A 12,142-nucleotide genomic window follows, 5' to 3' on the forward strand; every position below is an offset into this window, starting at 1 on the left:
AGGCGGACATCGACGAGAGTGACGGTCATGAGGGGTGCTCCTTCGATTCGAGGACGGTCAGCGGCTCTGGACGGGCAGCTGGAGGGAGGAGGCGTGCTCGCCGCCGGTGTGGACGATGTGCTGCCCGGCGTTTGCACCGACGTACTCGCGGATGCCGGGCATGAGGGTGCCCATCAGGTTGCGCGAGCTGATGACGAAGCGCAGCTGCTCCCCCGGGTGGAAGAGCAGGCCGAGCGGCAGCAGATCGATCTCGACCTCGGCGATCTCGCCGTCGGCGAGCTTCTCGACGCGGTCGAAGGCGTGCGCGGGGACGTCGTCGGTCGTGAGCGCCGGGTCCAGGTGGCGGGCCGAGACGCGCAGGCGTCCGTCGGAGCCCTTGTAGCGGAGGATCGTGGCACCGTGGTCGGTGAGGTCGTGCGCCCGGGCGGTGCGGTTCGCCACGGTGAACGCCTGCAGCGGGGTGCCGTGCGCGTCGAGCTTCTGCACGAGGACGAAGAGGTCGAGGTCGTCGGAACCGCGCGCCTCGACGAACAGGTGCGCCTTCGGGTAGCCGACGAGCACCGTCTCCTCGTCGAACCGGGTCAGGAACGATACGGCGCTGGGGTTCGCGTCGACCGTGTACGCGGCCTCGACCGGAGCAGGTGGCGCGGTCGCCGTCAGCACGCGGGCTGCGCCGTCGAGGTAGTACCGCGTCGGCACGACGTCCGCGGGCGGGAACGACTCCGCCTCGAGGCCGACACGGTCGCCGCCCTCGAGGTCGAGGAGGGAGTAGCGGACCCGGGGCGTGTGCTCCCAGCCCGAGTCCTCGCCGCGGAGGTAGTGGTCGAAGAAGCGGCGCAGATCCACGACGTTGGCCTCGTCGTAGTAGTCGGGCCACTCCTGCGTGTTGTGGATGCGCAGCCACTTCTCCTCGGACGCGATCCGGCGCCAGGCGCGGAAGGTGCCGGCGGTGTGCAGGGTGTTGGAGTAGCTGGCGACGACGTAGGCGGGGACGGTGACCCTCTCGAATGCGGGGATCTTCTGCTCCCACAGCTCGTCGACGAGGGGGTGCGCCTCCGCCTCGGCCAGGACGTCCTCCTTGCGGTTCCTGCCGAAGAAGCTGCCGTCCTGCAGCTGCCGCGCGAAGCCGGTGTCGGGCATTCCGCCGCGGAAGACGAGGTCGCGGTAGACGTCGCTGACGCCCTCCCACGGGTTGATCGCCGCCAGGTGCGGCGGCTGCTCGGCCGCGGTGAACCACTGCGAGACCGCGAGGTAGGACGTGCCGGACATGCCGACCTTGCCCGTGCACCACTCCTGCTCGGCGAGCCACTCGATCAGGTCGTGGCAGTCGCGGGCCTCCTGTCGATCCCAGAGCACGCTGTCGCCCTCGGAGTCGACCACGCCGCGCACGTCCGGGTTGCAGATCGCATAGCCGCGGGCGCACCAGTACGCCGGGTCCGGGCCCTCGAACTTCTCCAGCCCGGAGACGACGCCGTCGTCGAGGCCGACCAGCCCGAAGACTCCCATCACGCTGGGCGAGCTGCCCTGACCCTTCCCGTAGGGACTCCACGCGACGATCACCGGGACCGGCTCCGAGCCGACCGGGCGGAACACGTCGACGTGGATCGTCACTCCATCGCGCAGCGTCACAGCGACGTCCTTCTCGAGCACGACGTCGACCGGCAGCTCCCGGAACGGCGGGGCGAGGCGGAAGCCTGCCTCCAGGACGCGGGCACCGGGCTCGAACGCGGTGAGCACTCCGCTGCGCACGGCGGGCAGCGGGTGGGAGGCGGTGTAGATCTTCTCGGTCATGGCGTGCTCCAGGTTCTGGCGATCGTGCGGTGAGTCCTCCGTGGGCTCGCGTCGGGCCGAGCGTACGTCCGATCGGTCACGAACTCAACAAGCGTTGAGACTCTGGGCACGGCGAGGTAGCGTCGGAGCATGAACGAGACTCCGCGGTCGGCACGCCCCGGTCGACGCCCCGGCTCCGCCACCACGAGGGGCGCCGTGCTGACGGCGGCTCGGGCGAGCTTCGCCGCCGACGGCTACGCCGGAACGACCATCCGCCGGATCGCGACGGATGCCGGAGTCGACCCGTCCCAGGTCATGCAGTTCTTCGGCTCGAAGGACGAGCTGTTCGCCGCGGTGATGGCGGTCCCCGCCTCCGCGCTGCACCGCTTCGACACCGCCTTCGACGGCGCCGACGAGCACCTCGGCGAGCGGGTCGTCCGCGCCTACCTCGAAGCCTTCGAGGGCGACGACGCGGAGTCGGAGCCGCTGATGGCGATGCTCCGCGGCGCCGTCACGAACGCGCAGGCGAGCGAGACCCTGCGGGACTTCATCCAGTCCCGGCTCACCCACGGCACGGCCGGCCGGGGCGAGGACGCGACGCTCCGCGCCGGCCTCGCCGCCTCGATGCTGATCGGCGTCGTCGTCGGCCGCCGCGTCGTCGGCGTGCCGGCCCTGCTCGCCGCAGATCTCGACCGGATCGTCGCCACGGTCGGACCGGTCATCCAGCAGCTGCTCGCTCGGGAGGCGACGACGGTGTGACACTGATGCCTTCCCCGGCTCGCAAGCGTCCCGCTCACCCGTCCCCCTCAGGGACGAACCAGCGGAGCTTCATCGAATCATTTTCGAGTCTTGTGTATATCGATACGTCGCGGTATCGTTTTCACTCATGACCTCCTCCCCGCGTCGCCAACCCGGTCGAAAGCTCGACCGCTCTCGGGACGGCGTGATCCTGGACGCGGCACTCGCCGTCATGGCCGAGGTCGGGTACGAGGCGGCGACAGTGGATGCCGTTGCGGCTCGTGCTGGTGCGGCTCGCGCGACCGTCTACCGTCGCTGGCCGACGAAGACGGCCCTCGCTGCAGCGGCTGTCGCTCACCTCACCGCGGCTGATGCCGGGAGCACCGACCTGCCGGATCTCGGGAGCCTCCGCGACGACCTCCTGGCCACGACCGTGACGATGTCCGAGGCGGAACAGCAGCTCCGCATCGATGTGATGAGCACCCTCGCGGACGCCGGCCGCACGGACCCTGCTCTGGCGAGCCTGACCGCGTCGGCCAGCGCTGATCCCTGGGTCGAGGTGAGTCGATCGCTCCTGCGCCGTGCCATCGACCGCGGGGAGTTCCCCCCTGGCGACATCGACACGCTGGCGATGGTCATCCCCACGCTGTGCGTGCACCGCACCGCCGTCCAGCGCACACCGGTCACCCGCGAATTCGTCGCCGACCTCATCGACCACGTCGTCGTCCCCGCGCTGCGCGGACGTCGGTGATTCCCACCCCGACATCCCCCAGGAGCCCCACCATGACCGTTTCCGTCACCCCGCACCTGAACTTCCGCGGTCAGGCCCGGGAGGCGCTCGCCTTCTACCGATCGGTCTTCGGAGGCGACGTCGCACTCGCCACGTATGCGGACACGCATCAGGTCGACGACCCCGCTCAGGCCGACGCTGTCTCGTTCGGTCGGCTCACCGCGCCCAACGGCTTCAGCATCATGGCCTACGACGTCCAGACGGCGAAGCCGTACGACGCCGGCCGGAACCCCTTCTACCTCACCCTGCACGGCGACGATCAGGCCGAGATCAGCGAGCAGTGGCGGCGCCTCGCCGACGGGGGAACCGTGCTGACCGACTTGGGACCGAGCCCGTTCGCTCCCCTGTACGGCATGCTTACCGACATGTTCGGCACGACCTGGATCATCGGCTGCGACTGACCCTCCCGCGATCGCTCCGAGCCCCTGGGTCCACCGAGCCGGCCCGGCGTGACGCGGACATCTCGATCACTGCCACAGGGTGAGGACGTCGGATGAGACCAGTGCACGTCTCCAGCGCGCAGCGCCGGCGCCTCCTCGTGCGTCGGCATCTTCTCGATCGCTCCGGCACGTCTCCTCGGCACGTCACGAATGCGCTCGTCGCCGTGCACGCGACCGACCCCGCGACCCCGTACCTCTCGATCCTCGCCCGGACGACGGGCGTCACCCTCGAGGACGTCGCGGCGGAGATGTACGAGCGACGACTGCTGGTGCGGTGGCTCGCGATGCGGCGCACCGTGTTCCTGCTGGACCGCGACCTCGTACCGGACGTGCACGCCGCCGTGAGCGCGCCCCTCGCCGACGTCCTGCGGCGCCGCCTCGTGACGACACTGGAGAAGAATCAGGCTCTACCGGACGTCCCGGACGTCCCCGCGTGGGTCCGCAGCGTCGAGAAGGACGTCCGGGCGGGTCTCCGCGAGATCGGTGACGCGACCGGCGCGCAGCTGAGCGCTGCGGTGCCGGGCCTGAAGACACCGATTCCGCCTCGGCTTCCGTCCGACACGAAGCAGACGGTCACGAGCAGTCTCCTCGCCCTGATGAGCGCCGCCGGAGAGATCGTCCGGGGCACCCCCGTCGGTGCGTGGACGACTCGACAGCATCGGTGGCAGGCCGTCGAGGCCTGGTGGGAGGACGGCGTACCCCCTCGGGACGCCCTCGAGGCTCGGACGCGGATCGCCCGACGGTGGCTGCAGTCGTACGGGCCGGCGACGGTGGACGACCTGCAGTGGTGGACCGGGTGGACGAAGACTGCGACCCGCGCGACCCTGACCGCTCTCGCCGTCGTCGACACCGACCTCGACGGCATTGACGGCATCGACCTGCCTCATCGACACGATGCTCCGGATGACATCGAGGCGACGGAGCCCGTCGCGGCGCTTCTCCCGTCTCTCGACTCGACAGCCATGGGATGGAGACACCGCCACTGGTACAGCCCAGCCGACACCGCCGGCCTCTACGACAGCCGAGGCAACATCGGCCCGACGATCTGGTGGGACGGCCGCATCGTCGGCGTGTGGGCCTCGACCCCCGGCGGCGTACGGACCCGGCTCCTCGAAGACCTCGGCGCGGACGGTGCGGACGCGGTCGGCACGGCCGCAGCCGACCTCGAACAGACCCTCGGCGACACCGTCGTCACACCCTCCATCAGGGCTCCCCTCGAGCAGGACCTCTCGCAGCATGGAAGCGCCGAGTGAGGCACGTCGCGATCCTCGTGCGGGACAGCCGGGCGACGAGGACGTCCCGCACATCGACCAGTACGAACCGGAGCCCTGCACCGGGCCGAGCCGGGCGAGCTCGATGGCGAAGGCAGACGTTCGCCACCGACGGCTGGTCGGTTCTACGCTGGCGTCATGGGCGAGCAGCAGGTCGCACTGGTCACCGGGACCTCGAGCGGCATCGGGCGCGCCGTCGCCGAGCGCCTGCGCAGCGACGGCTGGCGAGTGTTCGGCGGGCAGCGCCGGACGGATCCGAGTGATGAGGACTCGCTTCCTCTCGACGTCACGGACGACGACAGCGTCCGCGCCGCCATCTACACCCTCATCGGCAGGACCGGCCGCCTCGACGCGCTCGTGAACAACGCTGGTGTGGACACGTCCGGAGCGATCGAGGAGACCACCGTCGCCGAGGCGGAGGCGCTCTTCGCGACGAACTTCTTCGGGGTGCACCGCGTGACCCGCGAAGTCCTCCCCCACCTGCGCAGCAACGGTGCGGGCCGCGTCGTGGTCGTCGGGTCGCTGTCCGGGATCGTCCCTGTGCCCTTCGACGCGTTCTACACCGCATCGAAGCACGCGCTCGAAGGCTGGATCGAGGCTCTGCAGCTGGAGGTCGGGCCGTTCGGGATCCACTGCACGATCATCGAGCCGGGGTTCATCCGCACCGACCTGCGTGCGGGGAAATCCCCTGTCGCCACCCGCCTCGACGTCTACGACCGAGCGCGACGACGCGTCGAAGCAGCGTTCGACGACGACGTCGCCGCCGGCGCCGCTCCTTCGACCGTCGCCGACGCCGTCGCCCAGGTCCTCCTGTCGTCCCGGCCCCCACTCCACAAGCTCGTCGGAGCTGACGCACGACGCGTCGCCGCGCTGCACACCCTCCTGCCCAGGAAGCTCTTCCTCGACGGAATGCGCAAGCGCTACCGCACCTGATCGGCGTCGACGGGCCACGGGCCGGTCGACCATCCCCTCACGGACGATGCTCGAGGTCGCCCCGAAGTGGGGCGCGGGACGCTTCAGCAGCGACGGCGGGCGCCTGAGCCGGAGCTCCTGCTCGGATCTGTACGAGGGTGAGGTCGAGGAGCGGCGTCGGGACGCTCAGGTCCCGCGCTCGGCGAGCGAGGTCGCCGAGCAGGTGCTCGGCCTCGGTGGGCAGGCCTGCGACGAGGTCGCGGTAGAGCGAGGTCGTGAAGGCGGACCCCTCCTCGGTGAGGATCGCAAGGGACTGCTCGTGCGCCGCGGCGGACACCGGCAGGCCTGCCGCGTCGGCGACGGTCTCCGCCTCCTCGATCGCGTCGAGGATCCACGGGAGAGCGCCCGCCTCGAGGGCCGGGCCGATCGCGCTGCGGAAGAGGCAGGTGACGACGCCCGCTGCGGCGATGAAGACCCACTTCTCCCACAGTGCGGAGAGCACGTCATCGGACACCCGCAGGTCGATACCGGGGACGTCGAGCGCTTCGGCCACGCGAGCCGGCACCGGCGCGTCCGTCAGCGAGCCGATCGTGAGCACCGAGAGCCCGGTCATCTGGCGGACCGCGCCGCCGTCGAGAGTCGCGACGATCTTGGCCGAGACGCCGAGCACTCGCCCGGGGAACTCGGTCTGCAGCAGGTCGATGTGAGCCATGCCGTTGAGGATCGGCAGCACGAGCGTCTTCGCGTCGACCCAGGCACGGACATCGGCCACGGCGTCCTCCAGCGCCGACGCCTTGACCGTCACGAGCACCAGATCGAAGGCGGACGCCTCCTCCCCCACGACCAGTGTCGTCACGTCGAGGGTGCGGTCCCCCGAAGGCGCGACGAAGCGGAGTCCGTCTCTCCGCAGCGACTCGGCCCTGCCGGCACGCACCAGGTAGGTGACGTCGCGGCCGGCTTCCTGCAGGCGGCTCCCGAAGGCACCACCGGTCGCGCCCGCTCCGACGATGAGAATCCGCACGGTGATGCCCTTCTGTCGCGACCACGAGTCCTCCGAGAGTAGGACGTGGCCGCCACCCCGCTCGACCGTCCCCCTCCGTCCTCCGGTGGGCGAGGCGGGCTTTTCGGGGGGTAGCGGCACGCTCGGCGCGGTCCCTAATTTTGCCAGTGCGGTGTGCTCGTCAGGGAACGCCGGCCGGTCCGGCGAGTTCTCGCGCGGCCCACGACGGCGAATCCGCGCCGTCTCTATCGAAGGACTCTGCCGTGCGTTCCCGTTCTGCTCTCGCCCTCTCCCTCCTCGCGGGAGGCGTCCTCGCGGTCGCCGCGCCCAGCGCGTCCTACGCGGCGTCGAGCACGTCGAGCATCCCCGTCTCGGCGAGGATCGCCAGCAGCGCGACCCTGAGCGCGTCTCCGCTCGATTTCGGCAACTACGCCGGTGCCGCCGTCAACGCGACCTCCACGATCACGGTGACCTCGACGAACGGGACGATGTACTCCGTCGCTGTCGGAAACGGCACCAACTCCCAGGACCCGTCCGGACGCCGTCTCAACTCGGGGGCTGGCGCGTCCACGCTCATGTATCAGGTGTACACGGACTCGGCCAGAACGAACGTCTGGGGCTCCTCCGCGGGTGGCGTCGTCCAGCAAGTGGGCACCGGGTCCGCGCAGACGCTGACCGTCTACGGGACGATCCCGGCGGGACAGAACTCGCCGGTCGGCAGCTACTCCGACACTCTGACGGCGACCGTCACCTACTGACGGTGAGGCGCAGGATCCTCGTCGCGGTCCTTCTCGCAGTCGTCGCGGTCGCTCTGATCGCGGTCGTGCTCGGCCGTGGCGAGGCCGTCGTCCCTGATGTGAGCGACGGTGCTGCGCCGACCGGCGGCGGAGCGGGAGCGATCTCGGTCTCGCCCGTGCGGAGCGTCGTGCCTGCCGAGACCCCGGACGTGACGCTCGCGTACACGATCGGGAACGTCGGCGACGCGGAGAAGACCTACAAGGCGTCGGCCGCCGAGCTCGACTCCAGCGGTCGACCGATCAGCGCTGCGACCGGCGATGCGGGCGCGTGGGTCTCGTTCGATCAGCAGCGGGTCACGGTGTCCGCCGGCGCCTCGGCTCCCGTAGCGGTGCGCATCGAGGCGCCGGCCGACCGCGGTGCGGAAGAGCGCCGGGTCGGCGTGACCTTCGCCGAAGTCGTCGACTCGAGCGAGGGTTCTGTGGGAATGGCGACCGCGATCACCACCTCCGTCTACGTACAGGGCACCGGCACTCCTTCCCGTAGCGCCCGGGTCGAGGGCCTGACGGTGCCGAGCTTCGCGACCGGTTCGTTCCCCGTCACCGCCACCCTGATCAACGACGGCAACGTCACCGTGGTCCCCGGCGCCACGGACGGCGGAGTCGCCGGGACGATCAGCGACGGCGGGCAGCCGTTCGTCATTGCGGGGAACCCCGTCCGGCCCGCCTCCAGCGGCGTGCTCACAGGCACCGTGGAGGCACCGCCTCCCCTCTGCTGGTGCCAGGTCCGCGTCAGCGTCGCGGACGGCAACGACGGCGTCTCCTCGGTCGATGCTCGCGTGCTCGTCACGCCCGCATGGCTTCCCGGGGCCCTGACTGTCCTGGCTGCTCTCCTGGTCATCGCGGCGCTTCTCCGCGCCCGCTCGAAACGACGCGGAACGGACTAGAGAGCGGCAGACCGATCGTGGTGGCGCTCGCGTTCCGGACCTCGAGCGCGCAGCCGTCACCGGCTGGCAGTCGCTGCACTGCTCACCGGAGAGGTCGTTTTCATCGTCGCTCCTGCGGCAACAGAAGCGCGCCAACGCAGCGTCCGGACAGCCGTCCCGTCATCCGAGGTGCCGGCACCCGTGGACAGCGGACCCGGTCACCGGTCAGCGGGCAGGAACGGCCCGCCGTACTCGCGGATGTGCGCGATCCTCCCGTCGCGGAGGGTGAGAACGGAGATGTACCGTCGGCGCTGCGCTCCCGGCATGTCGGCGCGGACGAGGACGCCGACGTACTCGCAGACCAGGACATCGGGTCGATCGGTCGGCAGGACGCTGGTGAAGTCGACCCGCTCGAAGCGCAGGAAGCCCGCGAGACCGGCGACCATGCGCTCGATCGCGGGCCGGCCGACGATCGGCGCGCTGTCGCCGTCGCCGTCGAACGGCACCTCGATCGTCCCGTCCTCGCAGAAGAGGTCGGGGAAGGTCCTGACCTCTGGATCGATCCGCCCTTCGAGGGCGGCCGAGAACGCGACGACCGCCGCGTCGAAACCGCTGGAGTCCGAGGTCATCAGCGGACCCGCGTGCTGCGGCGGAGGGGACGGAGACGATCGGGAGTGGACGGCATGGTCCCTTCCTAGCGTGAGAGCCCTCGGAACGGTGGTGAACCGTCCTCGTGGAGGACCCCGTCGAGTCGGAGCGCTCGCTGTCAAGCATCCGATCCGCTCTTGCCGGGCGTCCGCGATCGCTGTTCTCTGAGTCCGGAAACTCACCCGCCGGCCGGACCGCGGACCGGCTCCGCACCCGGGCGGCTCGACGAGGCCGCTGCCACGACCGATCGAGGAGCACCCTATGACCGACCCCGCCCCCGCCATGGACCCGGCGTCCGACACCGAGATCCGAAACCTCGTCGCGCGGTTCGGCCTGGCGTGCACCAAGCACGACACCCCCGCGTTCCGCGCGCTCTGGGCGGAGGAGGGCACCTGGCGCATCGGCGAGCCCTTCGCGCAGGAGGCGACCGGGCCGGACGCCTGCGTCGAGATGCTCGACCGGCTCTGGCAGGGCAACGACTACTTCCTGCAGTTCACGACTCAGGGGCCGATCGACATCGACGGCGACGAGGCGCACTCCGAGTCCCTCTGCCAGGAGTTCGCCCGCGGCCCCGAGCGCTACTACCGCACCAACGGCATCTGGACCGACCGCCTCGTCCGCCGCGACGGCCGCTGGCTCTTCGCCGAGCGCAGCTACCGGTGCCTGTGGCTCGACCTCTCCCCGTTCAGCGGGGACGTCTTCCCGCTCCAGGGCGACTGACGACGAACGGGCGGAGACACGGAGACACGGAGACGTCGCGGCTCCGTGATCCCCTGGCGATGCTCCGGTCCCGCGGGTCGCGCAGCCGAAGCGGCCCGGGCACATGCGCGCCGTCGGGCCGCTTCATCGTGGTGGTGGAGCAGGTGCTCAGAAGCCGCCCGCGGGGCGCACCCGGTAGTGCTCCTCGAGTGCGGTGACCTCGTCCGGGGTGAGGTCCACCCGCAGCGACGAGTTCCGCACCTGGTGGGGAGGGCACACCGTCCGCACCCACACCTCCGGCACCAAGCGCCTCCACCACCCCGACGTCGGAGAGATGACCGTCGCCTACGAGTCGCTCCCCGTCCCGTCCGCCGCCGGCCTGCACCTGGCCGTCTACCTCACCGACCCCGGCAGCGCGTCGGCCGACGCCCTCGACATCCTCCGCAGCGTCGCCGCGACACCCCTCCCGCGCGAGGCCGTGCCTCATGCGTCCTGATTCACGGCGACGTCCGGGTATCCGCCCCCTCACGGGACAGTGTCGTCCCTACTCGCATCAGGGTCTGCTGCCCGACGGGACGGACGCCGGTCAGCTCGGCGCCGAGGTGGTGCATGAGTCCCTGCCGGTCGAAGCTGCGTCGGATGCGAGCGTCGAGGGCGAGGTCGTTGGATCGGTGCGTCACGGTGTCGTCCTCAGAAGGTGTGCTCGTCGGCGGGGAAGGTGCTCGCGGCGACGTCCGCCGCGAAGTCGCGGGCGGCGGTGTGCAGGGCGCCGTGCAGGTCGGCGTACTGCTTGACGAAGCGCGGGAGGCGCCCGGTGCGCAGTCCCGCCATGTCCTGCCAGACCAGGACCTGCGCGTCGCACTCGACGCCGGCGCCGATCCCGACGACCGGGAGGGAGACGGCCCGGGTGATCGCCGCGACGACCTCGCCGGGGACCATCTCGACCAGCAGCGCGAACGCGCCGGCGGCCTCGAACGCGCGCGCGACGGCGATCAGGCGCTCGGCGTCTCCGCCGCGACCCTGGACGCGGTAGCCACCGAGGACGTGCTCGGACTGCGGGGTGAAGCCGATGTGCGCCATGACCGGGATGCCGGAGCCGACGAGCTTCTCGACCTGCGGGACCATCTCGCTCCCGCCCTCGAGCTTCACCGCGTGCGCGCCGCCCTCCTTCAGGAACCGCACCGCGGTGTGGAACGCCTGCTCCGGCGAGCCCTGGTACGACCCGAACGGCAGGTCCGCGAGCACGAGCGAGCGGGTCGCGGCGCGGGCGACCGCGCGCACGAGGGGCAGCAGCTCGTCCACCGTGATCGGCAGCGACGTCTCGTTCCCCAGCACGTTGTTCGACGCGGAGTCCCCCACCAGGAGCACCGGGATCCCGGCGTCGTCGAAGATCGCGGCCGTGTACATGTCGTAGGCGGTCAGCATCGCCCACTTCTCGCCGCGCTCCTTCATCGCCTGCAGGTGCGGGATCCGCACGCGCGGCCGGGGCGCGGCCGGCTCGGGAATGGCGGCGTAGGGGGCGGGCTGTTCAGGCATCGGGAGTCCTTCGCGGGTCAGGTGAGGGAGGTGGTGAGGTGCGCGATCGGCTCGACGAGCAGGAACAGGCCGATGCCGATCATCGCCGCTCCCGACACCCGTGAGACGACCCGGGCCGCCGCCGGCCGAGTGGAGAGAACGGCTCGAGCGCCGAAGCCGACGCCGAGATAGACGACAGCGCAGGTCGCGATGTGCAGCGCCGCGAGGAGCACGATCTGCACGACCAGCGGCAGCGGCGCGTCGGGCCTCGTGAACTGCGGCAGCAGCGCGAGGAAGAGCAGGAACACCTTCGGATTCAGGCCGCTGATCCCGAAGCTGCGCAGCAGCCACCGGCTCCGCCGGACGGGCGCGAGCTCGTCGTCCGCGCGCGGTACCGGCGGACGGCGCAGCGTCCCGACGCCCAGCCACAGCAGGTAGCCCGCGCCGGCGATCGTCAGGACCGTCAGCGCGCCCGGGAGAGCAGCGAGCAGCGCGCCGACCCCCGCGGCGACGATCACGGCGTGCAGAGCATGCCCGAGCAGCAGACCGGCGACAGCAGCCGGGACGACGCGCCCGCGCAGGCCCGCCGCGATCGCGAACGCCCAGTCCGCACCCGGGGTGATCGCCAGAGCGATCGACACCAGCCAGAACGCTCCGACAGCCTCCACCGGCACGATCGACGCTCCATCCCGGCCGTGA

The 12,142-nt window shown here is 70.9% G+C and carries 14 protein-coding genes; 9 read left to right on the forward strand and 5 right to left on the reverse strand.

What is annotated here, in order from left to right:
* Window positions 1-57: 57 nt before the first annotated feature.
* Window positions 58-1,791: a CocE/NonD family hydrolase gene (locus EDF45_RS07890; protein WP_123735690.1), complete on the reverse strand. Its 1,734-nt coding sequence runs from the start codon at window positions 1,789-1,791 to the stop codon at window positions 58-60.
* 129 nt (window positions 1,792-1,920) lie between these two features.
* Between EDF45_RS07890 and EDF45_RS07895 the strand changes: the two genes are divergently transcribed.
* From EDF45_RS07895 to EDF45_RS07915, 5 genes are all read left to right on the forward strand, one after another.
* On the forward strand, window positions 1,921-2,529 hold the full coding sequence (locus tag EDF45_RS07895) for a TetR/AcrR family transcriptional regulator (protein WP_123735691.1): 609 nt from the start codon (window positions 1,921-1,923) through the stop codon (window positions 2,527-2,529).
* Window positions 2,530-2,656: 127 nt separating this feature from the next.
* Entirely contained in the window at window positions 2,657-3,259 is a 603-nt protein-coding gene (locus tag EDF45_RS07900; protein WP_123735692.1) for a TetR/AcrR family transcriptional regulator, read from the forward strand.
* 32 nt (window positions 3,260-3,291) lie between these two features.
* Complete coding sequence (locus EDF45_RS07905; RefSeq protein WP_123735693.1) at window positions 3,292-3,699, forward strand: VOC family protein; 408 nt, start codon at window positions 3,292-3,294, stop codon at window positions 3,697-3,699.
* A 92-nt stretch (window positions 3,700-3,791) separates the two neighbouring features.
* Window positions 3,792-4,991 carry a winged helix DNA-binding domain-containing protein gene (locus tag EDF45_RS07910; RefSeq protein WP_123735694.1) on the forward strand — a complete coding sequence of 400 codons (1,200 nt, stop codon included), beginning with the start codon at window positions 3,792-3,794 and terminating at the stop codon, window positions 4,989-4,991.
* 156 nt (window positions 4,992-5,147) lie between these two features.
* The gene (locus EDF45_RS07915; protein WP_123735695.1) at window positions 5,148-5,942 is read left to right on the forward strand and encodes an SDR family NAD(P)-dependent oxidoreductase; all 795 of its coding nucleotides are present in this window, start codon (window positions 5,148-5,150) and stop codon (window positions 5,940-5,942) included.
* A gap of 37 nt (window positions 5,943-5,979) precedes the next feature.
* Here the strand turns inward: EDF45_RS07915 and EDF45_RS07920 are convergent, their stop codons facing one another.
* Window positions 5,980-6,942, reverse strand: coding sequence for a 2-dehydropantoate 2-reductase (locus EDF45_RS07920; protein ID WP_123735696.1), 963 nt, complete (start codon window positions 6,940-6,942; stop codon window positions 5,980-5,982).
* Window positions 6,943-7,184: 242 nt separating this feature from the next.
* Here EDF45_RS07920 and EDF45_RS07925 point away from each other — a divergent pair, with 242 nt between their 5' ends.
* Together EDF45_RS07925 and EDF45_RS07930 are read left to right on the forward strand one after the other, a co-directional pair.
* A complete protein-coding gene (locus EDF45_RS07925; protein WP_165909048.1) occupies window positions 7,185-7,679 on the forward strand; it encodes a spore coat U domain-containing protein in 495 nt (164 codons plus the stop codon).
* A 2-nt stretch (window positions 7,680-7,681) separates the two neighbouring features.
* Window positions 7,682-8,602: a hypothetical protein gene (locus EDF45_RS07930; RefSeq protein WP_123735698.1), complete on the forward strand. Its 921-nt coding sequence runs from the start codon at window positions 7,682-7,684 to the stop codon at window positions 8,600-8,602.
* A gap of 197 nt (window positions 8,603-8,799) precedes the next feature.
* Here EDF45_RS07930 and EDF45_RS07935 read toward each other — a convergent pair whose 3' ends face one another.
* Entirely contained in the window at window positions 8,800-9,210 is a 411-nt protein-coding gene (locus EDF45_RS07935) for a nuclear transport factor 2 family protein (protein WP_123735699.1), read from the reverse strand.
* A gap of 280 nt (window positions 9,211-9,490) precedes the next feature.
* Between EDF45_RS07935 and EDF45_RS07940 the strand changes: the two genes are divergently transcribed.
* Window positions 9,491-9,949 (forward strand): nuclear transport factor 2 family protein, encoded by a 459-nt coding sequence (locus EDF45_RS07940; protein ID WP_123735700.1) that lies wholly within the window; start codon window positions 9,491-9,493, stop codon window positions 9,947-9,949.
* A 208-nt stretch (window positions 9,950-10,157) separates the two neighbouring features.
* Window positions 10,158-10,424, forward strand: coding sequence for a hypothetical protein (locus EDF45_RS07945; protein ID WP_132436165.1), 267 nt, complete (start codon window positions 10,158-10,160; stop codon window positions 10,422-10,424).
* Between the two features lie 194 nt (window positions 10,425-10,618).
* Here EDF45_RS07945 and panB read toward each other — a convergent pair whose 3' ends face one another.
* Both panB and EDF45_RS07960 read right to left on the reverse strand, forming a co-directional pair.
* Window positions 10,619-11,464: a 3-methyl-2-oxobutanoate hydroxymethyltransferase gene (panB, locus tag EDF45_RS07955; RefSeq protein WP_123735703.1), complete on the reverse strand. Its 846-nt coding sequence runs from the start codon at window positions 11,462-11,464 to the stop codon at window positions 10,619-10,621.
* Between the two features lie 17 nt (window positions 11,465-11,481).
* The gene (locus EDF45_RS07960) at window positions 11,482-12,117 is read right to left on the reverse strand and encodes a LysE family translocator (protein ID WP_123735704.1); all 636 of its coding nucleotides are present in this window, start codon (window positions 12,115-12,117) and stop codon (window positions 11,482-11,484) included.
* Window positions 12,118-12,142 lie beyond the last annotated feature (25 nt).

Origin of the sequence: Rathayibacter sp. PhB186 (assembly GCF_003751825.1) — a bacterium.
Lineage (GTDB): Bacteria > Actinomycetota > Actinomycetes > Actinomycetales > Microbacteriaceae > Rathayibacter > Rathayibacter festucae.